This is a genomic window from Rhizobium sp. AP16, from assembly GCF_000281735.1.
Lineage (GTDB): Bacteria > Pseudomonadota > Alphaproteobacteria > Rhizobiales > Rhizobiaceae > Rhizobium > Rhizobium rhizogenes.
In genome coordinates this window covers 24,362-45,653 of sequence record NZ_AJVM01000018.1, presented here as the reverse complement: position 1 = coordinate 45,653, position 21,292 = coordinate 24,362, and the positions used below count along the sequence as shown (strand labels likewise).

The 21,292-nt window shown below is 60.8% G+C and carries 18 protein-coding genes; 12 read left to right on the top strand and 6 right to left on the bottom strand.

All coding sequences use genetic code 11. From position 1 onward, the window contains the following. Positions 1 to 255 precede the first annotated feature (255 nt). Together PMI03_RS10300 and PMI03_RS10295 are read right to left on the bottom strand one after the other, a co-directional pair. On the bottom strand, positions 256 to 1,491 hold the full coding sequence (locus PMI03_RS10300) for a hypothetical protein (RefSeq protein ID WP_007692679.1): 1,236 nt from the start codon (positions 1,489 to 1,491) through the stop codon (positions 256 to 258). Between the two features lie 86 nt (positions 1,492 to 1,577). Then, positions 1,578 to 2,657 (bottom strand): glycoside hydrolase family 5 protein, encoded by a 1,080-nt coding sequence (locus tag PMI03_RS10295; RefSeq protein ID WP_007692677.1) that lies wholly within the window; start codon positions 2,655 to 2,657, stop codon positions 1,578 to 1,580. A gap of 209 nt (positions 2,658 to 2,866) precedes the next feature. Between PMI03_RS10295 and PMI03_RS10290 the strand changes: the two genes are divergently transcribed. Further along, positions 2,867 to 4,537, top strand: coding sequence for a GumC family protein (locus tag PMI03_RS10290; protein WP_007692675.1), 1,671 nt, complete (start codon positions 2,867 to 2,869; stop codon positions 4,535 to 4,537). Positions 4,538 to 4,752: 215 nt separating this feature from the next. Further along, positions 4,753 to 6,741, top strand: coding sequence for a nucleoside-diphosphate sugar epimerase/dehydratase (locus PMI03_RS10285; protein ID WP_007692673.1), 1,989 nt, complete (start codon positions 4,753 to 4,755; stop codon positions 6,739 to 6,741). Here PMI03_RS10285 and PMI03_RS10280 read toward each other — a convergent pair. Beyond that, positions 6,738 to 7,577, bottom strand: a complete 840-nt coding sequence (locus tag PMI03_RS10280) for a glycosyltransferase family 25 protein (protein ID WP_007692671.1) — start codon at positions 7,575 to 7,577, stop codon at positions 6,738 to 6,740. The genes PMI03_RS10285 and PMI03_RS10280 overlap by 4 nt on opposite strands. 293 nt (positions 7,578 to 7,870) lie before the next feature. On the opposite strand from PMI03_RS10280, the gene PMI03_RS10275 reads away from it, so the two are divergent. From PMI03_RS10275 to PMI03_RS10250, 6 genes are all read left to right on the top strand, one after another. Next, positions 7,871 to 8,203, top strand: coding sequence for a hypothetical protein (locus PMI03_RS10275; protein WP_007692670.1), 333 nt, complete (start codon positions 7,871 to 7,873; stop codon positions 8,201 to 8,203). A gap of 195 nt (positions 8,204 to 8,398) precedes the next feature. Next, on the top strand, positions 8,399 to 9,559 hold the full coding sequence (locus PMI03_RS10270; RefSeq protein WP_007692659.1) for a Gfo/Idh/MocA family protein: 1,161 nt from the start codon (positions 8,399 to 8,401) through the stop codon (positions 9,557 to 9,559). 13 nt (positions 9,560 to 9,572) lie between these two features. Continuing rightward, entirely contained in the window at positions 9,573 to 10,457 is an 885-nt protein-coding gene (locus PMI03_RS10265) for a carbohydrate ABC transporter permease (protein ID WP_007692657.1), read from the top strand. Beyond that, on the top strand, positions 10,454 to 11,311 hold the full coding sequence (locus PMI03_RS10260; protein WP_007692655.1) for a carbohydrate ABC transporter permease: 858 nt from the start codon (positions 10,454 to 10,456) through the stop codon (positions 11,309 to 11,311). Before PMI03_RS10265 ends, PMI03_RS10260 begins: the two co-directional genes overlap by 4 nt. Before the next feature lie 37 nt (positions 11,312 to 11,348). After that, on the top strand, positions 11,349 to 12,578 hold the full coding sequence (locus tag PMI03_RS10255; protein ID WP_007692653.1) for an ABC transporter substrate-binding protein: 1,230 nt from the start codon (positions 11,349 to 11,351) through the stop codon (positions 12,576 to 12,578). A gap of 85 nt (positions 12,579 to 12,663) precedes the next feature. Further along, complete coding sequence (locus tag PMI03_RS10250) at positions 12,664 to 13,800, top strand: ABC transporter ATP-binding protein (RefSeq protein ID WP_007692651.1); 1,137 nt, start codon at positions 12,664 to 12,666, stop codon at positions 13,798 to 13,800. Between the two features lie 196 nt (positions 13,801 to 13,996). Here the strand turns inward: PMI03_RS10250 and PMI03_RS10245 are convergent, their stop codons facing one another. Genes PMI03_RS10245 through PMI03_RS10235 form a run of 3 tightly spaced genes read right to left on the bottom strand, consistent with a single transcriptional unit; the run spans position 13,997 to position 17,074 of the window. Continuing rightward, positions 13,997 to 15,100 (bottom strand): D-TA family PLP-dependent enzyme, encoded by a 1,104-nt coding sequence (locus tag PMI03_RS10245; protein WP_007692650.1) that lies wholly within the window; start codon positions 15,098 to 15,100, stop codon positions 13,997 to 13,999. Position 15,101: 1 nt separating this feature from the next. Continuing rightward, positions 15,102 to 16,577 (bottom strand): M81 family metallopeptidase, encoded by a 1,476-nt coding sequence (locus tag PMI03_RS10240; RefSeq protein ID WP_007692648.1) that lies wholly within the window; start codon positions 16,575 to 16,577, stop codon positions 15,102 to 15,104. An 11-nt stretch (positions 16,578 to 16,588) separates the two neighbouring features. Further along, a complete protein-coding gene (locus PMI03_RS10235) occupies positions 16,589 to 17,074 on the bottom strand; it encodes a hypothetical protein (protein ID WP_039973767.1) in 486 nt (161 codons plus the stop codon). A 111-nt stretch (positions 17,075 to 17,185) separates the two neighbouring features. Between PMI03_RS10235 and PMI03_RS10230 the strand changes: the two genes are divergently transcribed. From PMI03_RS10230 to PMI03_RS10215, 4 genes are read left to right on the top strand one after another with little or no spacing between them, the layout of a single operon-like run. Next, positions 17,186 to 17,575, top strand: coding sequence for a RidA family protein (locus PMI03_RS10230; protein ID WP_007692644.1), 390 nt, complete (start codon positions 17,186 to 17,188; stop codon positions 17,573 to 17,575). 26 nt (positions 17,576 to 17,601) lie between these two features. Continuing rightward, a complete protein-coding gene (locus PMI03_RS10225) occupies positions 17,602 to 18,465 on the top strand; it encodes a MurR/RpiR family transcriptional regulator (RefSeq protein WP_007692643.1) in 864 nt (287 codons plus the stop codon). 24 nt (positions 18,466 to 18,489) lie between these two features. Next, positions 18,490 to 19,266 (top strand): SDR family oxidoreductase, encoded by a 777-nt coding sequence (locus PMI03_RS10220; RefSeq protein ID WP_007692642.1) that lies wholly within the window; start codon positions 18,490 to 18,492, stop codon positions 19,264 to 19,266. A 28-nt stretch (positions 19,267 to 19,294) separates the two neighbouring features. Beyond that, on the top strand, positions 19,295 to 21,214 hold the full coding sequence (locus PMI03_RS10215; protein WP_007692641.1) for a beta-N-acetylhexosaminidase: 1,920 nt from the start codon (positions 19,295 to 19,297) through the stop codon (positions 21,212 to 21,214). The last annotated feature ends 78 nt before the right edge of the window (positions 21,215 to 21,292 follow it).

Genomic DNA, 21,292 nt, shown 5'->3' with positions numbered 1-21,292 from the left:
TGCAGCCCTGGTCCGCCAGATAATTGGCGATCGCAGCAACAATCCCGCGTGTCGATTGACAGGAAACCGTGAGTACATAATGCGTCATGTCTCTTCTCTCTTCTGCCGGGGGGCGCCGGCCTGCTTTGGTGCCCGCCTGCTTAAATCAAATCGAAGGTATGGGGAACTGTCCCTCAACCCTGTTTCGGCTGTTACTTTAGGCGAGATGATCGGAAAAACCGTTCCCGTTGCGTCTTCGAACGGCGCATCCCCGCCTTAGCCGTTGGTGGCGAGCGAGAGCGTCTGCGGCTGCTTTGCCTGCGTGCCCTCGTTGAATTTCAGGAAGCCCACCAGAAGCCAGACCAGCCCGGCGGTCTTCATTGAGAAGATCGCCGTGGAACCGATCATCAGGTTCAGGAACAGGAAGAGGGAAAGGGCGTGGCCGAGGCGCCGCTGATTGATGGTCTCTCCTCCCGGATAGAGCGAGGCGTAGAGCCAGAACAGGATCAGGCCGAAGATGGTGGCACCATATATGATGTAGACATAGCCGCTGTCGTAGAAGATGCCGACCTGATCGAGCTGCAGGCCGATGGTGCTCTGCAGGTCCATGCCGAGGAAGGCTCTCACCGTACCGTTGATGCGGCCGACAAAATTATCGCCTGTAACGCCTGGCTTGAGGGCGTTAATGACGAAGCCGACGAGAATGATCAAGGGCATCGTCGTCAGGTCGAGTATTTTCGGAAGCCAGGGATAGATGAAATAGCCGGCGATGCTGATGAGGCTGAAGATCAGCATCGTGCGGGTATCGTTCGTCAGCAGGATCAGAATGACGGTCGACAGGAACAGCAGTCTGTCGGACAGTCGCAGCCGGCTGGAGAAGCTGATCAGATAGAGGACCATCACGCCGCAGAAATTGGCAAGCGAGACCTGTTCCAGGAAGATGGACGATGAGCGATGGTCTATCAGGCCGAAGGAGAACCGCCCTTCGAACCCCAGCGCACCACGGAACAGCCCGATATCGCTGTAGGTGGCGGGCGGCACGCCGCGCGTATTCTGGAAATATTCGGCCGGATGAAAGAGCGCGACATATTCCGTCACCGACACGATTTCGCAGATGAGCACGGCGAGCACGGCAATACAGGAAATCCTGAACGCCAGCTTCAGCGTGCGCTCGTTGCAAAGCCTGCCCATGATGGAGAACACGAAGATGATCATCACGTTGCGAAGGTGATCGACATAGGGCTGCTTGTTGATGGCGATGACGAAGACCGTCAGCACGATCGTGAGGAGCAGATAGAGGAGCGGCGCCATATCCTCCTCATAAATCCCCCTCTTCAATATATAGGCGAAGCTTGCCACCTGCAGGAGCACTTCGCTCATGACCACGGCGTTTGGCGTCAGCGGCGTGATGTTGTGATTGATGAAGGCGAGGATGCAATTATACAGGACCGCGAGCAGCGAGATGGCGAGAATGACGTAGTTTATGGGCTGCTTTTCGCCTGAGCTTTGCATGAAATATCCGGGGTCGTGGCGTCTCTGGCCGCGGGCACCATATCAGGCCGATGATTCGCGGCAAAGAGTCGGGTGCTCACTGCCAGTCAGTTTGCAGGCTTGATGAGGGCGCATGCTGACGCCAGCGAAACCTTCTTGCTCAGGCCATCCGCCAGCACTTTCATCTGTGGCTTGTCACGGCCGTCGCGCGGCTGGACGTTCAGCGGCTCGTCCGGCGCCCACCAGTCGCCGGCCGCCCAGTAGCTCCAGCCGAGCCAGACGTCGCTGTTGTCGTTCATGATGCCGAGCACCTGTTTGAGGCCCGCAAGACAGCCGTCATTGCCGGCCACGCCGAATTCGCCGAGGAAGCCGCGCTTGCCGTTCTTGCGCAGCCAGTCGGTGACGTCGTTCATACCTTTGGTGCCGTTGGCGGTGCCGTCGCAGGCCGGATGGGTACCGGAGCTGTCCGCATCGAGATATTGATGGAATTCGAAAGCGTAGAAATCGAGCGGATCCTTGACGCCGAGCATGACCGTGCCGTTTGCGCCGCCGCCAAGGACATCGGCAGACCAGCTATGCGCGCCGGTCCAGTTCGTGCCAGGCACGAGGATGAGGTTGCGCGCGCCGACGGTGCGGATGCTGCGGATGGCCGTGTTGGCCAGCTCCAGCCAATCGGGCGCCTTGATATCGTGCGGCTCGTTCATCAGGCCGAAGGAGACACCCTTGCGATTGGCGAACTCGACGGCGAGCCGCGCCCAGAAGTCGCCGAAGGCGAGATCGGTCGCCGGCATCTGCGGGAGCTGGATCTTGTCGTAGTAGCCGTAATTGTGCGGATCGAGGATGACGGCCATGCCATGCTTTTGAATGAGATCGACGGCATCCTTGAGGTTTTGCAGCTCCTTTCCGTCGAGCGGCTGGTTCAATACGGGCTGCAGCCGCTCCCAGCGAAAGGGCAGGCGCACCACGTTCATCCCCTTGCCCGCGAAATAGCGCACCGTGTCTTCGGAAGGGTAGATGTAATTGGTGCCGAGCACGCCGCCACGCTCGCCATATTCGGCGCCGGAGAGATTGATGCCTCGATAACAGAGCTGCGACGCAGCAAGGCTAGGGTCTGCCTCAGCGACGAAGGCGAGCATAACGGTAGCCGCAAGCGACCGGCGCAGCAGTCTCGTCATCGATCCGGCCATTGCAAGCTCCCGTTTTTCCGTCGCCTGTAAGCCCGCTTCATAGGGGCTGTCCGGTTGAATATTGATGAAGACAGGGGCTCCACGGAGCCTTACCGACGTTTGCGGGGGGACTTCCTGGGAATGTCCTTAATGGTCCGTTAGCCAAACATTTCTAAACTCCTGGCATCTGCTGCGCGGGATCCGCGCGAGCGGGTCCCTGGAAGTCTGGTATGAGTTCATTGGAACGAAACAAGCGATCGAGCCACTTTCCGAGTTGGCGCAGCAACGAGCCGTCCGAAGGGCAGGGCGAAGGCTTGCGCCTGCGCGGTCCCGTGGTGCGGCCGCGGGATTTCGTCCATGAGGTCCAACCCGTTGCCGCCGAGCAGTCGGTCGATACTGTAAAGCCGGCAATCCCGGCGCATCCGGAACCGCCGATTGCGATCGAGCCCAAGACTGAAGCCGCTTTGCCGCCGGAGGTCCGGCCGACGGTGGCAGGGGCAATCCCGGCTGCCGAGCCGGTTGTCGTTGCGCCACAGGTAGTTTCGCCAGCGCCTGTTGCCGACGCACCGCTTCTCGACCTGCGCTCCGCCGTCCGTTCGATCTGGGCGAAAAAGCGCCTGGTTCTGGCGCTTGCCGTGGCTGGGGCTGTGCTGGGTGCGGCCGCCATTCCGATGTTGCCGCAGAAATTCACGGCTGAGACCAGCCTCTATTTCGATCCTCGTCAAACCGGCGGCGTCGATTCGTCCCAGTCCCCGCCGATTGCGCCGGAACTGATCCTGACGATGATCGACAGCCAGACGCAGATCCTGTCCTCCGGCAAGGTGCTTGGCCGGGTGGTCGATGCGCTGAAGCTTGACCAAAATCCGCAATTTAACGGTGGCGCCAGTGGCGACGCTGCAAAATACATGGCGGTAACGGTGCTGGCGAAGGCCGTGCAGATTGCTCGCGAGGCCAGCACCTATGTCGTGTCGCTGAAGGTGACGACGCGCGATGCGCAAAAATCGGCTGCGATCGCCAACCAGCTTGTCGCCTCCTTCGTCGAGGAGGAAGGCAAGGCGGCGGCGAACAGCTATCAGACCAGCAATACCGCGCTGGACGGCAGGCTCGAGGATCTGCGCGAGCAGGTGCGAGCCGCCGAAAAGGCGGCCGAGGCCTATAGGGCCGACAACGACATGGTCGCCGTCGGCGGCAACCTGATGTCCGACAAGCGCCTGACTGCGCTCAACGACATGCTGGTGGTGGCGCAGCAAAAGACGATCGAGGCGAAGGCGCGCGCCGATGCCGCCGACAGGCTGAGCTTCACGGACGTCGTCTCCAACGGCCCTTCGGCAACGGCAACGGCCGCATCGACGCCGCTCAGCAGCCTGCGCCAGCAATATGCCGTGCTTGCCGCCAATGTCGGCAGTCTGCAAAGCCAGCTCGGTGCCCGTCATCCACGCCTGCTTGCCGCCAAATCCTCGCTCGATAGTCTCGCGACCGAGATCCGCAGCGAGTTGCAGCGGCAGACGACGTCTGCCCGCGCCGACTACGATCAGGCGCAGAAGGCCGAGCAGGATATCGCCAAGGAGTTGGCGGTGCAAAAGGCATCGCAGGTCAATACATCAGGCAAGCTGGTCGGTCTCAACGAACTCGAGCGCAAGGCTGCAGCCGCTCGTGACGCGTACCAGGCGGTTCTGAAGCGGTCTGGCCAGACAAGTGACGCCCGGGATCTGTCGCAGAGCAATATCCGGGTCATTTCCGAAGCCGAGCCGCCGTTGACGGCGGATGGGCCGAGCCGGAAGGTGATGATGGTGGCCGGATTGATTGCCGGCGCCTTGTTCGGCATGGGGCTCGGTATGGCCTTTGCCGTCCTCGTTGGCCTGTTTCGGCATCCGGTAATCCGCGGATATCTCGGAAAGTAATATTGTCGCCATCTTTTACGATAGATGTCCGCTTCAAGATCAGGGATGCAATTGCGTGCGCGCTGTTCTAAAAGTGAATGGACGCAGAGAATTTTTGCATTTTGCTAATGAAAGCATAAAGACAATCAGGCTGTGTCGTGCAATACATGATGGTGCAATTTATGCGAGAGAAGCGGTATGCTGGTCCGTCGACCGGCGCCTGGGGAAATTGACCGATGGTGCCCGCGGATAAGCTTGTCCTGCCGTTCCTGGCGCTGCCGCGCTCGACCAAGCGCGCGCTGGCGCTGCTTGTCGATGCCAGCCTGTGCGTGCTGACGGTCTGGTTTGCCTATTGTCTCCGTCTGGATGACTGGGTGATCCTGGAGGGCGTGGAATGGCTGCCCGCGATCGTTTCCCTGCTCGTCGCCATCCCGATCTTTATTGTCCTTGGCCTCTATCGCGCTATTTTCCGCTATGCCGGCATGTCGGCCTTCATGACCGTGGTCAAGGCGGTGGCGATCTATGCGCTCGCCTTCATGACCATTTTTACGGCGATCAGCGTGCCGGGCGTGCCGCGCACTGTCGGCATTCTACAGCCGCTCCTGCTGCTTATCGCCATCGGCCTGTCGCGCATGTGGACGCGATATTGGCTCGGCAATGCCTATCAGCGGCTCTTGAACCGCAATCAGCTGGCCAAGGTGCTGATCTACGGCGCCGGCGCCTCCGGCCGCCAGCTTTCCGGCGCCCTTGCCAACAGTGCCGAGCTGAATGTCGTCGGTTACCTCGATGACGATCGCAACCTGCATGGCAGCATCATGGGTGGCCTGCCGATCTATGATCCGACCGATCTCCCGGCGCTGGTGGTTTCCGGCGATATCAAGGGCGTGCTGCTTGCGCTGCCGAATGCGTCGCGGCAGCGCCGCAACGAAATTCTGGAAAGCATGCGCAAGGCCCGCGTTACCGTGCGTACCATGCCGGACCTGACGGCGCTCGCCCAGGGACGCGTCGCCGTCTCCGATCTCCGCGAACTCGATATCGAAGACCTGCTCGGCCGCAATGTGATCGCGCCCGATCGCGCCCTGATCGACAAGAATATCCGCGGCAAGGTGGTCATGGTGACCGGCGCGGGCGGTTCGATCGGCAGCGAACTCTGCCGCCAGATCCTGAAGAACGGCCCTTCCTGCCTGTTGCTGGTGGAGCAGAACGAATTTGGGCTTTATGCCATTCATGGTGAGCTGGAAAAAGCGGCGGCGACGTCTGGAAACAGCGAGATCCGCATCATCCCCTTCCTGGCCTCCATTCGCGACGACCGGAGACTGAGGCAGATCATGGAGGCCTGGCGGCCGAAGACCGTGTATCATGCCGCCGCCTATAAGCATGTGCCGCTCGTCGAATACAATCCCGTCGAGGGCATCCGCAACAATGTACTGGGAACGCTGACCACCGCCGAAGTGGCGCGCGACTGTGGTGTCGAGGACTTCGTGCTGATCAGCACCGACAAGGCCGTGCGCCCGACCAATATCATGGGCGCCAGCAAGCGACTGGCGGAGATGGTGCTGCAGGCGATGGATGCGGACCGCAAGCCCGGTGCCGACGGCACCAATTTCGCGATGGTCCGCTTCGGCAACGTACTCGGTTCCTCCGGCTCCGTCGTGCCGCTCTTCCGCCAGCAGATCCGCGACGGCGGTCCGATCACGCTGACGCATCCCGATATCACCCGCTATTTCATGACCATCCCCGAGGCGTCGCAGCTTGTCATCCAGGCTGGTGCCATGTCCGGCGGCGGCGACGTCTTCTTGCTCGACATGGGCGAGCCGGTGCGTATCGCCGATCTCGCGCGCCGCATGGTGGAATTGTCCGGCCTGACGGTCAAGGACGAGGATGAGCCGGACGGCGATATCGAACTGGAGATCACCGGGCTGAGGCCGGGTGAGAAACTCTATGAAGAGCTGCTGATCGGCGACAATCCACAATCGACGAGCCATCCGCGCATCATGCGGGCCAAGGAAGATTTCCTGCCCTGGCCGGAACTGTCAAAGAAGCTGGCCGCGCTTCAGGCGGCGCTTGATGAAAACGACGTGCCGCTGGCGAGGGGCTTGCTGCAGAGTTTGGTGTCCGGCTATGCGCCGAGCGGTGACGTGATCGATCTCGTCTTCCGCGAGCGTGAGATGGATCTGCCCCTCGACGAGCCGAGTTTCGACAACGTCGTACGGCTCTTGCCTTAGGTCTCGGTATTCTCCCGAGCCGGTTGGGGCTTGGCTTTGACTGTATAGCGCCAACGATGAAGCTGATCGCAGGCGCGGAACCAGTAGGCTGTTGCCCGTAGCAGGAAATGCCGCTTTACGGCACGGTAGTGCACGCGCTTGCCGATCGTCGTATCCGAGCGATGCGGGCTGAAGTCCGCAATATTTTCAAGGGTGGAAAAAGTTTCGACCCCGGTCGACCAACCGCGTTCGAGCGCGATGTCATAGGGCAGAAGCATCGGCTTCAACGTGATCAGCAGCTTCTTTGCCGCGGACCGGTTGACGATATAGCATGCAGCCGACCCCTGTGGCCCATGCATGCAGCGGCCGACGACATCGTTTTCCGTGGTTTCCGATAGCGGCTTGAAGCCGACCAGTCGGTGATTGACGAGCTTCACCAGGCGCGCGCCGCAAACGCTGTTCATGGCCGACAGCGCACGCGGGATCAGCCTTTCGTTGAGCTCGACATCATCCTCCATGATGATCGCTATCTTGTCGCCGCTGTCGATGAATTGCTGAAGGGCGAGCAGATGGCTGCGATAGCAGCCGTATTCCCCGGCCAGCAGCTTGCGTCCGTTGTGATAGACGAATTGCTGCTGCTGGAAATCGATGCGGTCGCCTTCCGGAATCGTGGCTCCGTCAATCGCGGCGACCCGAATGACATTCAGGCCATATCGAGCGGCCTGCCCACACAGTCTTTCCCAGCGCTCGCGAGAGCGATCGAGATTGATGACATAGATGCAGACCTGTGGTGCCAGACTGCCTGCGCCGGGTGCTTGCGTGTCTTCGATGATCCGATTGGCCTGTTCGAGAATCACCTTTACTCCCACAAGTAGAAATCTTGACAATGATAAACTATAGCGACACCCCTGCTAATATATAACAAGCTTCTTACTTTTCTCAAACTCGGATTGTACGGCAATTGCCCATGTTGAGGTAAAAGCATTCTCATCGCCGTAATTTACCGTGAACAGCTCTGTCGTTCACGTATGTGTTTCCGAGGCCGATTTTCCGGGGTCGGCTGTTGGCGCGCTGCGTGAGCGATATTATATTTGGGTTGGACGACGCGGCCATCGTCGCGCTCGCGCATGCGGAAGGATTGTAGGACGCCATGTGGACCAGATCGAAAATCGTCATTGCTGCTTTGCTCCTGGCAAACGCCATGCCGGTTGCGGCGCTTGCCGATAATCCGCTGCTTCCCAAGCCCTATGTCCGTCCCGTCTATCCCTATAAGAATCTGCCCGGGGTGATCGCGCCGAAAATGGCTGCGGACGAAAAATTCCAATGCCGCACGACCACCGTGCGCGTCCGCGATTTCCACGATGGCATTTTCTGGCGGGGCCTGCCGCGTCTCGGTTACGTCTGCGAGCAGAACGGCGTCATCTCCGAGAGCACCAGCAAGCCTAATTATCAATATTGGCAATACAACGGCCCGGGCAGATAATCCCTTTCGGTGTGCCAAAATAATCGGCAGAAGCATCAAATCTGACGCAATCGACCGCCTATCGCCTACGCAGGTTCATGCGTCAATCTGAAAATAAATTTCATCTTTTCCAGTATTTTATCGAAGCTCGTTGACGAATGCGAAAATTTGTCCCAAGTTGACGAAAATAAATTACGTCGTGGGAACGATACGAGTATGCGAGTGGGAATTATCGGACTCGGATTCCGTCTGGGATATCTGGGCTATGTTTTCAAGGCGATCGACGAGAATTTCGAAATCGCGGGCTATGTCGATCCGGCGCCGGCAGGCCTGCCCGGCTTGGTCGAAAATGGCATTTCGGCCGGCAAGGCCTATGCCACTCCCCAGGAGCTGATTGCCAACGAAAAGCTCGATTTGCTGATGATCGGCTCGCCGAACCATATGCATCTCGATCACATTCGTATCGGCCTTGAAGCCGGTCTGAAAATTTTTTCCGAAAAGCCGGTTGTCACCACCATCGAGCAGAGCATCGAGCTTGCGCGCCTGATGGCGAAATTCGGTCATGAGCAGCTGACTGTCGGCCTCGTGCTGCGCTATGCGCCGATGTATCGCGACCTTCTGGCCGCGCAGGCCGAAGGAAAGCTTGGCAACGTCGTTTCGATCGAGGCGTCCGAGCATATCGAGCCCTATCATGGCGCCTTTTTCATGCGCGACTGGCGCCGCTACGAGCATTATTCCGGCAGTTTCATGCTGGAAAAGTGCTGTCACGACCTCGACCTCTATAATGGCGTGATCGGAGCGCGGCCTGAGCGCGTCGCGAGTTTCGGCGGACGAAAGAGCTTCATCCCGGAAAACGATCCCGCCAAGGAAGGGATCAACGACCTGGAAATGTTCCATCGCAAGCCCAGCGGCTGGATGGGGTCGGACAAGGTCTTCGACAGCGACGGCGACATCATCGACTATCAGGTGGCGATCGTCGAATACGCCAACGGCGTCGGCATGAATTTCCATACCAATATCAACGTGCCGGACCAGTTCCGTCGCTTTGCCATCATGGGCTCGCGCGGCATGGCCGAGGGCGATTTCATCCGCGGCTACTTCAATGTTCACGAAATGCTCACCGGCAACAAGGTGATCGAGAAGACATACGCGACCCGGACGACGCTTTCCCAGCATTACGGTGCCGACGAGCAGATGGCCGCCGATATCATGGCGCATGTGAGGTCCGGCCTGCATCTGCCGGTCTCGACCCTGAACGCGCTGGAAGCCGGTATTCTGGCGCTGTCCATGGACGAGGCGCGCATGAAGAAGACGGTGGTGGACCTGCGCCCGATCTGGGACAGGTTCGACGAAGCGCTGCATTCTCGAGCTGCATAGAGAGGGGCGCAAGATGGGTGTTCAACGCAGCACGGTCATCTTCGCCTGGCTCCTGCTTCTTCCGGCTGTCCTCTACGTTCTCGTCATCGTTGCCTATCCGCTGGTCGACACCGTCATCCTGTCCTTCACCGATGCTTCACTGAAGAAGCTGACGAACTGGGTCGGCTTTGAAAATTATGCGAAGATCTTCAATGACACCTTCGCCTCGGTAATCGTCCGGACCTTCATCTGGACCTTCTTTTCGGTGTCGATCAAGATGATTATCGGCACTTGTGGCGCAATGCTTTTGAACGCGGCGGTTCCCGGCCGGGCGCTGTTCCGGGTGTTGACCATGCCGCCCTGGGTCGTGCCGATGGCCATCGGCATCTTCATGTGGGGCTGGATGTACAACGGCCAGTTCGGCATGATTTCCGGCCTGCTGCAGCGCTTTGGCCTCGTCGACAGCCCGGTAGCCTTTCTTGCCTATGGTAGCACGGCCTTCTGGGCAACGATCATCACGGACGTCTGGATCGGCGTGCCGATGGTGACGCTGTACATGCTGGCGGCTATGCAGGCGATCCCGCAGGATCTGCATGAAGCCGCCTGGACGGATGGCGCCGGCCGCTTCTATCGTCTTCGCCGTATCACACTGCCGCTGATGGTGCCCTCGATGGTCACCATGTCGATGCTGTCGCTGATCTCGACCTTCAATTCCTTCGACATCATCTGGATCTTGACACGCGGCGGCCCGAATGGCGAGACGACGACGATGATCATCGACACCTATCGCACGGCGATCGGGTCGTACAAATATGGGGAAGGCTCGGCCCGCGCAGTCCTGATCTGCATCTTCCTGTCGCTCTTCTGCCTCGCCTATTTCCGCCTGACCAGCCGCTTTTCAGCAGGAGCCAAGCGATGAGCCAGCCGATGATGATCAACCGCTACAGATGGTATGAGCTCGTCGGCATCTATGCCGGAATCCTGCTGTTTCTCACCTTCGTTCTGGCGCCTTTCGTCGAAGGGTTTCTGGTGTCGCTGAAGCCGCTGAGCCAGCTTTTTTCGTCACCTTACCGCTTCATTCCCGAAAACGGGTCGTTCGAGGCCTACCGGACGATGTGGACCAGCGTGCCGGGCTTCGGCTGGTATATTTTCAACTCCTTCCTGATATCCGGCACGATCACCATTATCGTGCTGGTGCTCGCAGTGCCGGCGGCCTATGCCTTCGCTCGCTTCGAGTTCAGGGGCGCCGGCCTGCTGCTTGGCGCTTTTCTTGCCGTCAAGATGTTCTCGGGCGCCGTCCTCCTGATCCCGCTGTTCCGGCTTATGCGTTCCTTCGGTGTGCTCAACACCTATTTCGCCATGATCGTGCCGGGCGTGGCCTTCATCATCCCAACCGGAATCTGGCTGCTGCACACCTATATGCGGCGCATCCCCCGGGAGCTCGATGAGGCCGCCTATGTCGACGGTGCGAGCCAGTTCTATACGCTGCGTCGCGTCATCCTGCCGATCGCCATGCCGGGCATCGTTGTGGTGGCGATTTCCTCCTTCATCGAGGCCTATGCGCAGCAGTTCATCTATGCGCTCACTTTCAATTCGAAGACCGAATACATGCCGCTGCCGGTAGGCTTGTTCGCCTATTTCGGCCGGCAGGAGGTCGTCTGGAACGAACTCATGGCTGCAAGCTTTGTCGGCATCGCGCCGGCGCTGGTCGTGATCTTCTTCCTGCAACGCTATCTCGTCAGCGGTCTGACCGCCGGCGCGGTAAAGCAATAAGCTAGACAATAACCACTAGAAAAAGGGGAGCTTAAACATGACAATCCATATCAAAACAGGGCTGTTCGCCCTTGCTTTGCTCGGCTCCACTGCGCTTGGCGCTGTGACCGTTCAGGCCGCCGACAAGGAGATCAGCTGGATCTATTGCGGCGACAGCATCGATCCGATCCATGTGAAATATATCAAGCAGTGGGAAGACAAGAATCCGGGCTGGGCGGTCAAGCCGGAAGTCGTCGGCTGGGAGCAGTGCCAGGATAAGGCGACGACGCTTGCCGCAGCCGGCACGCCGGTCGCCATGGCCTATGTCGGTTCGCGCACGCTCAAGCAGTTTGCCGAGAACGATCTTATCGTCCCGGTCCCGATGACGGATGCGGAGCAGAAGACCTACTATCCGGGTATTGTCGGCACCGTGACCTTCGATGGGCAGCAGTGGGGCGTACCAATCGCCTTCTCGACCAAGGCGCTCTACTGGAACAAGGACATCTTCAAGCAGGCAGGTCTCGATCCGGAAAAGCCGCCGACCACCTGGGCTGAGGAAATCGCCGACGCCAAGACGATCAAGGAGAAGACCGGTATCCCCGGCTACGGCCTGTCGGCCAAGACCTTCGACAACACCATGCACCAGTTCCTTCACTGGGTTTACAGCAACAACGGCAAGGTGATCGACGGCGACAAGATCGTGCTCGACAGCCCGGAAGTGCTGGCCGCCCTGCAGGCCTATAAGGATATCACGCCTTACTCCGTCGAGGGAGCGACTGCTTACGAGCAGAACGAAATGCGCGCGATCTTCCTGGATGGCAAGGTCGGTATGCTCCAGGCGGGCTCGGGCGCTGCCTATCGCCTGAAGGAAACGAAGATCAACTGGGGCGTTGCGCCGCTGCCGCTCGGCCCAGCGGCCAAGGGCCATGGGACGTTGCTCATCACCGACAGCCTTGCCGTCTTCAAGGGCTCGGGCGTCGAGGACAAGGCGATCGAATTCGCCAAGTTCATCACCTCTCCCGGTCCGCAGGGCGAGTATGAGCTACAGGGCGGCGCCGGCCTCACGCCGCTACGTCCATCTCCGCAGGTCGACGAGTTCGAGAAGAAGGACCCCTTCTGGAAGCCGTTCATCGACGGCATCAGCTACGGTGGTCCCGAGCCCTTGTTCAAGGACTATAAGGGCTTCCAGAACGTGATGATCGAGATGGTCCAGTCGGTTGTCACCGGTAAGGCCGAGCCGGCGGCTGCCTTGAAGAAGGCGGCGGCTGATCTCGAGCAGTATAAGTAAACCTTGCAGATCGTCGGGCCGCGCGCATTGCGCGCGGCCTTTCGAGCCCTGCCCGCCCTATGGCGGCGCCGTGCGGAGACAGAGTTTGGGACAGCTTCACCTTAATCAGGTCAAGAAATTTTACGGTCATTTCGAGGTCATCAAGGGCGTCGAGCTCGATGTGACGGATGGCGAGTTCATCGTCTTCGTTGGCCCGTCCGGCTGCGGCAAGTCGACCCTGCTGCGGATGATCGCCGGTCTCGACGATGTCACCAGCGGCGACATCATGATCAACGGCCAGCGCGTCAATGACTTGCCGCCGGTCAAGCGCGGCATCGCCATGGTGTTCCAGTCTTATGCGCTTTATCCGCATATGACGGTGTTCGAGAATATCGCCTTTCCGCTGCGCGTCGAAAAGATGCCGGAAGACAAGCTCAAGGCTCGCGTCGAGCACGCCGCCCGCATCCTGCATCTCGACCAGCGCCTGCAGCAGAAGCCGGGCATGCTGTCGGGTGGCCAGCGCCAGCGCGTTGCCATCGGCCGGGCGATCGTCCGCGAGCCAAAGATTTTCCTGTTTGACGAGCCGCTGTCGAACCTGGATGCGGCGCTGCGCGCCGATATGCGTATCGAGCTTGCCAAGCTGCACCGCCAATTGCAGGCAACGATGATCTACGTCACCCACGATCAGGTCGAGGCGATGACCATGGCGGATCGGATCGTCGTCCTCAATGCGGGCGAAATCGCCCAGACCGGCGAGCCGCTGGAGCTATATCATAAGCCGGCAAATAAATTCGTCGCCGGTTTCATCGGCAATCCCAAGATGAACTTTCTGCCCGTTATTTGCAGAGGCGTCAGCGAAGCGGGCGTCGAGGTCGATTACAAGGGCCAGACGGCACTGCTGCCGGTCGCGCCGCGCGACGGCGTGGTCGGCAAGGAGCTGACGCTCGGCATCCGGCCGGAGCACATACAGCTTGGCGACGGCGACATCTCCCTGACGATCATGCCGTCCGTGATCGAACGTCTCGGCGCGCAGACGGTCGCCTATGCGGCGCTGGAAGCGGATAGCGGCGAGAATTTCTGCGCCACGCTGTCCGGCAGCATCGCCATCCGCCCGGAGGTACCGCTCAAGACCGGCATCCGCGCCGCCGATTGCCATCTTTTCGATGAAGACGGCGTGGCTTTCGAACGTCGTGTCGAATTGACCGATATCGATATGGGGCTGTTGAGCCCGGTTGCCCCTTGACGCGCAAACGGTAAATCAGGGGCCACCCTCGTGGTTCGAGGCCCCGCCATCGCCAACGCTCTGGCGACCGGGCACCTCACCATGAGGATGGAGCTGGCTGCCCTGTTCGGCGCAAAAGCTCAGCCCTCACACTGAGGCGGGAGCGCAAGCGACCCTCGAAGGGCGAGGGCGGGTGAGACTCTCCTAGAGAAACCCCTTACCAGACCAGCCCACGCGCCGCGACGTCCTCGACGCGGGTGACGATGCCGTCGCGGTGGAAGACCATGCTGTCGAACAGGTTGGACACCACGCAGGTGTGGTTGGGAATGATGCGGACCTTGTCGCCGATCTCGGGGCGAGGGCCGGTGCATTTCGAAAGATCGATGACCCCATGCTCTTCCGAGAGACCGGTGATGACGGCCTCGGGATAGCCGACGACGACGCCGTGGTCTGAAAAACCGAGGAGATCGGAGGTCAGTGCCTTCGAGCCGGCATCGATGACGGCGCGGTCCGGCGTCGGGCGCGAGACGACGGTCGCGAGGATATGCATGGCGCAATCCTCCTCGCGGCAATGGCCGGCGCGCACCATGGAGCGGTCATTGTAGATATAGGTGCCGGCGCGGTGCTCGGTGGCAGCAGGCACCAGATGGGCGTCGAAAAGGCTCGGCGAGCCGCCATTGCTGACGATTGGGCATTCGATGCCGTTGCGCTTCAGAAGCGAGATGGTCTCGGCCAGAAAGGTCTGAGTGTCAGCGGCGCTGTTCGGCTTCGGATAGTTCATCAGTCCGCCGAAGACGAGGCCGGGCATGCCGGCAATATGTCTGGCGAGAGTTGCGGCCGCCTCCGGCGTTTGCACGCCGCAGCGCCCGCCACCCGTATCGCATTCCACCAGCACGGTCAGTGGCTTGCGGGTCGCGAACCATGCCGAGAGCCCATCGACGGTGTAGTTGCTGTCGGCCACGACTTTCAGCGCGGCGATGCGGTCGTTGAGCGCCGACAGACGGGCAAGCTTTTCAGCCCCGATGATGTTGTAGGTGATGAGGATATCTTCGAAGCCGGCATCGGCGAAGACTTCGGCCTCGGTGATCTTCTGGCAATTGATCCCCTTGGCGCCTGCCGCCACCTGGGCGCTCGCCAGCGCGGGGATCTTGTGGGTCTTGATATGCGGCCGGAAGTTCAGTCCATGCGCGTCCATGTAGGACTGTACACGAGCGATATTGCCCGCCATGCGGTCCTCGTCGATGATCGGGCGCGGCGTCGAAATGTCCTCGATACGATCGCCCGGCTTGGGGCTGATTTCCGAGACGATATCATGTGCCATGTCAGGCAATTCCCTCTTTTGCCGCGTGCGGATCGGCAACCATCGGCCAGATGTCCTTTGGCGCGCGGCGATAGGGCGTGCGCGCCGGATTGTTCGGATAGGGTGTTCCGGCCGAGCAGTAAAGGATTTCCGAAGCGATCTTGGAAAAGGAGGCATAGAAATGGTTGGTCGACTTGATCACCAATATCTTCTTCTGCGTGGGGTCGATGCCCATCACCGAGAAAAGCGTGGGATCGAAGCTTTGTGCCCGCGTCGAATTGAGGATGATATCGATGCCGTCGAGTTCGATATGGGCCGCGTCGCCGAAGGGCGCGAAGCTTTCACCGAAGCGCATCTCGGCATTGGCGACAAGGCGCATGATCTTGACGATGCCGTCGATGGGATTGCCGGTGCCCGGCGCCGATTTCGCGCCGAAGCGCAACGGGATCTCCGCGCCTTCGCCGGCGGCCATGCAGATCTGCACTGCCATCGGGTCCCAGATCGTGCCGATCGCCGTGTCGCGGGCACCTCGGTGGAGCAATTCCTGAAGGACAACGGTGGCGTCGCCCGCCGTGCCGCCACCGGGATTATCCCAGAGATCGGCGATGACGACCGGCCACGAAGTCGCGGCCATAGCCTCCGACACCGCCTGCTTCTCGTCGATCTGCGGCATGATGAAAGTGCCGCGCTTGGAAAAGAGTTCGAGGCCGAGGTCGCGGGCGAGAGCGGAGCCCTTATCCGGCTTGTTATCGGTGACGACCAGCAGCTTCGTACCCATTTCAGGGACGTCGCCGGCCATGAAGCCGTGGATGACGGAGATAGACAGGATATCCTTGTCGGCCTCTTCCATGGCCATGATCTTGTCGACGAAGGAGCGCATCGGCTCGCGCGAGGTCGGAAAGACATCGATCATCCGGCAATCGAAGACGGACATGACGGGCTTCACGCGGCCTTCCAGCGTGTCGACAGCGATGCGCCAGAGATCCTCGGCGCGATCGACGAAGTCCGTATGCGGGAATTCCTTGAAATAGACGAGGAAATCCACCGCCGCGAGGCGTTTTTTCGTCAGATGGCTGTGCGGGTCGAGCTCGGCGCAGAGCAGGATATCCGGCCCGACGATTTCACGGACGCGGGTGAGGAAATCACCTTCGGTGTCCTCATAGCCATCGGCGACCATCGCGCCGTGCAGGCCGAGCACGACACCGTCGACCGGCAGGGCGGCGCGAAGCTGGTCGAGGATTTCGTCACGTAGATCCTCATAGGTCCGGCGGTTTACCAGACCGGCCGGATCAGCCCAGGCGGCGGTGCCCTCGATCAGTTCCCAGCCCTTTTCGGCGGCGACCCTGCGGCCGACCGTGATCGGCGCGGAGCAAAGCGTCGGCGTTTCCGGATGCGTGCCCGGCGGCGCATAGAGAGAAGCCTCAAAGGCGCGCCGGTCGACACAGATCGGAGAAAAGGTGTTCGTTTCGGTCGCGAGCACCGCAGTAAAAATGCGCAACGCTGTCGCCTCTATTCCATCGGATTCGGCAGGTAACCGGTGAAGCCCGAGATCTTCCAGCGGCCCTCATGCAGGCGGCAGTAATAGAGTGTCTGCCATTTCAGCACATCGACGCCGCCATCGGCCTTCTTCAGGCTGCCGTCGAATTTCTTGCGCACCAGCGCCGTCTCGCCTTCGATCTCGATATCTTCGAGCGTCGTGGTGGTGAAAATGGCAGTGCGGGGGTCCTCGGCGAAAGACTGGCTCGCGAAGTCCTGCGCTTGGCGCAGCCATTCGTCGCGATAGGCGCTAAGTGTCGGAAAGGCGAGGCGCCATTTGTCCGGGCTGATCTCGCGGCGGCCGTCTATGCCGATAAAGCCGTCCTCGACGAAATCATGCGCCACCAGCGACCAGTCGGCGGCGAGAAAAGCGTCGATGTCGCGCGGCACAAGCATCTCCCAGATTGCATGGCGAGCGGTATCGTCGGTAGGGAAGGGATTTTGGAAAGGATCGCGCATTGGGCCAGCCGTATTTAAATTCTTTTCATAAATTACGATTTTCACTGGCCAAATTCCGCTTTCTATGGTCACTTGTCAACGTATCAAGAAAATAATTTGCAGGAATGGAAAATGCCCATCAAGCGTTATGGCTCCGGCCAGACGGGTGCCGGTGGTAAGCCGTTGCCCTTCGCGCGTGCTGTCGAGGCCAATGGCTGGTTGCATGTCTCCGGCCAGGTCGCCATGGAAAATGGCGAGATCATCGATGGCGGTATCATCGCCCAGACCCACAAGACGATCGGCAATGTCATCGCCATCCTTCAGGAGGCCGGCTACGGCCTGGAGCATGTCGTGCGCGTCGGCGTCTGGTTGGACGATCCGCGCGATTTCTGGAGCTTCAACAAGATCTATCAGGACTATTTCGGCGCTCATCCGCCGGCGCGTGCCTGCGTGCAGGCGTCGATGATGGTGGATTGCAAGGTGGAGATCGATTGCGTCGCCTATAAGACGCCGGACGCTTGATAGACGCCACGACAGGGGAGGGGCCGATGGATATTTTCACGACCATGCAGGAGGAGAGGGCGCGGCTTTCGCAATCGGAAAACCGCATCGCCGATATCGTCCTCAACGACTTCGAATTCGCGGTCAATGCCTCCATCATCGAGCTCGCCGGCAAGGCGGATGTCTCGCCGCCGACCGTCACCCGCTTCTGCCGTCGGCTCGGCTGCGACAGCTTTTCCGATTTCAAGGTCCAGCTCGCCCGCACCGCCTATGTCGGCATGCGCTATATCCGGCCCGAGCCGAAGAGCATCGCACCGGCTGATGTCGCCCAGGACATCATCACCAAGGCGCAGAATGCCCTCTTCCTGCTGCATCGCGGACTGGATATCCCGGCCATCGAGCAGGCGGCGAACCGGCTGGCCGGCGCCGAGATGATCTATGCCTTCGGCTCCGGCGGCAATTCCTCGATGATCGCCAGCGAATTGCAGAACCGGCTTTTCCGCCTCGGCCTTCGCGTCACCGCCAGCTCCGATCACAGCATGCAGCTGATGATGGCCGCCGCCGCCAAGCCGGCGGACGTGCTGATCGGCTCGTCCTTCTCCGGCCGCAATGCCGAGCTGGTACGCGCCTTCACGCTGGCGCGCGAAGCGAAGGTGCCGACGATCGCGCTGACGCAGAGCCAGAGCCCGGTGGCGCTTGCAGCCGACATCACCGTGCCCGTCGATCTGCCGGAAGGCGACAATATCTATCGGCCGACGTCGACGCGCATCGCCTATCTCGCGGTCGTGGATATTCTCGCCAGCCTGGTCGCCTACCGCATCCAGCCGCAGGCGACGGTGACCTTGCGCCGCATCAAGCAGCAACTCGTTGCCCATCGGGACGGCGACGACCGCCAGCTCCTCGGCGACTAAACCCTACTAAAGAGGAAGAGCCACATGAGCAGATCCGTCGCCATCGTCACCGGAGCCGCCGGCGATATCGGCCGCGCCATCGCGAGGCGCCTGGCGGATGACCACGATATCGTCCTGCTTGCCGATATCGACCCCGCCGCCGCTGAAGCTGCCGCTCGCGAGCTTGGGCCGGCGGAACGCTTCGTTGCCGTGAAGGTCGACGTCACCAGCGAGGCCGATACTGTCAACATGGCGAAGGTCGCGGCCGGGCTGGGCGTGGTCAGGACGCTGGTCAACAATGCGGGAGCGGCACGTGCGGTCAGCCTGCACGATACGACGCCGGAGATCTGGCGCGCTGACAATGCGCTTAATCTGGAGGCGGCCTTCCTCTGCTTCCGCGCCGCCGAGGACATGCTGAAGGCATCGAAGGGGTCGCTGATCAACATCGCCTCGGTCAACGGCATGGCCGTCTTCGGCCACCCCGCCTATAGCGCCGCCAAGGCCGGGCTTCTGCATTTCACCCGGCTGGTCGCGGTCGAATACGGCAAGTTCGGCATTCGCGCCAATGCCGTGGCCCCAGGCACGGTACGAACACAGGCCTGGGAGGCGCGTGCCAGTGCCAATCCGAATGTCTTCGAGGAGGCGCGCCGCTGGTATCCGCTACAGCGTGTCGTTGATCCCGCCGATGTCGCCAACGCCGTGGGTTTCCTGGCAAGTCCGCTCGCTGCGTCCATCACCGGCGTCTGCCTGCCGGTCGATTGCGGCCTGACAGCCGGGCAGGCGGAGCTTGCCCATACATTCTCACAGTCCGACCATTATTGAACGCTTGTTGTTATAAAAGGGAACAGACATGCAGCCAGCTTCCTATCATCTCGAACACACCTGGTCTCCCGAAGGCGGTCCGAACGGCCGCCTGACCTTCACGCTGATCAATCTGTCGGATGCGCCGCTCACGGGGTTTAGCATCGTCTATACGTCGCTGACGCGCGTCATCGATACCAAGGCGTGCGACAATGCCGTTTTCCTGCGCCGCAACGCCAATTTCCACGAATTCGCCCCGCCTGCCGGCCTGTCCGTTGCGCCCGGCGACAGCTGGACCTTCAGCGTCAGCGGTTTGCACCGCGTCGCGAAGCACTGCACTGATGGCGCCAAGTCCGCCTATCTGACGCTTGCCGACGGCAGCCATGTCGATGTCTCCATCTCCGACCTCCTGCTCGAAGGCCGTGTCAGCGAGCCGCCGCCGGTGCTGCTGCCGGAAGGCAAGCTCGACCTGCCCTTCGCCATCCAGCCCTGGCCGGCGGCGATTGACGTCAAGCCGGGCGAAGACTTTCCGGTCGCGCTCTACCCCGCCAAGGGAACGGATGGCGCCAGCCTGAAAGCGGTTGCGACGGCGCAGGCGCTCTTCCAGCGCCTGTTTCCCGTCAATCACACCCCGTTCAGCCTCATCTCTGTGCCACAGGGGCGGCCCCTGCGCTTCGTCGAACGGGCGGCCCTTGCCAAGGAGGCCTATGAGCTCGCTTTCTCGTCCACCGAGATCGTGCTTGCCTATTCCGCCGAGGCCGGTCGTCTCTATGGCCTGACGACGCTGGCGCAGCTTCTGGACGGCGCGCGGCGCGAACCGGGCAAGTTCCGCTTCCCGGTCACCGGCACAATTTCCGACCAGCCCCGCTATGGCTGGCGCGGCTGCCATCTCGATGTCTCCAGGCAATTCACGCCCAAGGATGATGTGAAGCGGCTGATCGATATCCTCGCCTGGCTGAAGCTCAATATCTTCCATTGGCATCTGACCGACGACGAGGCCTGGCGGCTGGAGATCAAGGCCTATCCGGCGCTGACCTCGACCGGCGTGCTGCGCGGCCCGGACGAGCCTCTGCTGCCGCAGCTCGGCAATGGCGCCGAACCCGTCGGCGGCTTCTATTCGCAGGATGATATCAGGGAGATCGTCGCGCACGCTCTGGCGCTCGGCATCGAGGTCGTACCGGAAATCGATATTCCCGGCCACAACGCAGCCACCCTTGTCGCCTTGCCGGATCTGACCGATGGGCAGGAGGCGCCGGAAAGCTATCATTCCGTTCAGGGCTACCCCAACAATGCCCTCAACCCGGCGATAGAGCTGACCTATGAATTCCTCGGCAAGGTCTTCGACGAAATGGTCGAGCTATTCCCTTCCGAATACCTTCATATCGGCGGCGACGAGGTGGCCAACGGTTCCTGGCTCGCCTCGCCAATGGCGCGCAAGCTGATGGAGCAGGAGGGCATCTCGGGCACCTTCGCGCTGCAATCCTACTTCCTGAAGCGGGTGAAGACGATGCTGACCGAGCGCGGCCGCAAGCTCTCCGGCTGGAACGAAGTTGCCCATGGCGGCGGCGTCGGCACGGAAGGCACGCTGCTGATGGCCTGGGAGAAGCCCGAGGTCGGCATCGAGCTAGCGCGCGAAGGTTATGATGTGGTGATGACGCCGGGCCAGGCCTACTATCTCGACATGGTGCAGGCGGAAGCTTGGCAGGAGCCGGGTGCGAGCTGGGCCGGCACCGTGCCGCCGGCGCATACCTATGCCTATGAGGCCGAGGGCGATTTTCCGGATGAGCTGAAGGATCGGCTGAAGGGCGTGCAGGCCTGCATCTGGCAGGAAAACTTCCTCTCTCGCGCCTATTTCAACCGTCTGGTCTTCCCGCGCCTTCCGGCCATCGCCGAAGCTGCCTGGACGCCTAGGGCGGGCAAGGACTGGCAGCGGTTTGCGGCCATCGTGCCACTCAGCCCAAGCCTGTAAGAACGACTTCCGAAAGCGTGACGCTGCCTGCGACATTGTGGGCAGCGCGCGATACTGTCACAAAAATGATATGGGGTA

Coding starts and splice junctions, on each gene's coding strand:
- PMI03_RS10260 (WP_007692655.1), top strand. CDS start 10,454: ATGAGCCAGCCGATGATGATCAACCGCTACAGATGGTATGAGCTCGTC.
- PMI03_RS10295 (WP_007692677.1), bottom strand. CDS start 2,657: ATGGCCGGATCGATGACGAGACTGCTGCGCCGGTCGCTTGCGGCTACC.
- PMI03_RS10290 (WP_007692675.1), top strand. CDS start 2,867: ATGAGTTCATTGGAACGAAACAAGCGATCGAGCCACTTTCCGAGTTGG.
- PMI03_RS10235 (WP_039973767.1), bottom strand. CDS start 17,074: ATGCGCGATCCTTTCCAAAATCCCTTCCCTACCGACGATACCGCTCGC.
- PMI03_RS10265 (WP_007692657.1), top strand. CDS start 9,573: ATGGGTGTTCAACGCAGCACGGTCATCTTCGCCTGGCTCCTGCTTCTT.
- PMI03_RS10285 (WP_007692673.1), top strand. CDS start 4,753: ATGGTGCCCGCGGATAAGCTTGTCCTGCCGTTCCTGGCGCTGCCGCGC.
- PMI03_RS10245 (WP_007692650.1), bottom strand. CDS start 15,100: ATGGCACATGATATCGTCTCGGAAATCAGCCCCAAGCCGGGCGATCGT.
- PMI03_RS10225 (WP_007692643.1), top strand. CDS start 17,602: ATGGATATTTTCACGACCATGCAGGAGGAGAGGGCGCGGCTTTCGCAA.
- PMI03_RS10270 (WP_007692659.1), top strand. CDS start 8,399: ATGCGAGTGGGAATTATCGGACTCGGATTCCGTCTGGGATATCTGGGC.
- PMI03_RS10300 (WP_007692679.1), bottom strand. CDS start 1,491: ATGCAAAGCTCAGGCGAAAAGCAGCCCATAAACTACGTCATTCTCGCC.
- PMI03_RS10275 (WP_007692670.1), top strand. CDS start 7,871: ATGTGGACCAGATCGAAAATCGTCATTGCTGCTTTGCTCCTGGCAAAC.
- PMI03_RS10215 (WP_007692641.1), top strand. CDS start 19,295: ATGCAGCCAGCTTCCTATCATCTCGAACACACCTGGTCTCCCGAAGGC.
- PMI03_RS10220 (WP_007692642.1), top strand. CDS start 18,490: ATGAGCAGATCCGTCGCCATCGTCACCGGAGCCGCCGGCGATATCGGC.
- PMI03_RS10255 (WP_007692653.1), top strand. CDS start 11,349: ATGACAATCCATATCAAAACAGGGCTGTTCGCCCTTGCTTTGCTCGGC.
- PMI03_RS10230 (WP_007692644.1), top strand. CDS start 17,186: ATGCCCATCAAGCGTTATGGCTCCGGCCAGACGGGTGCCGGTGGTAAG.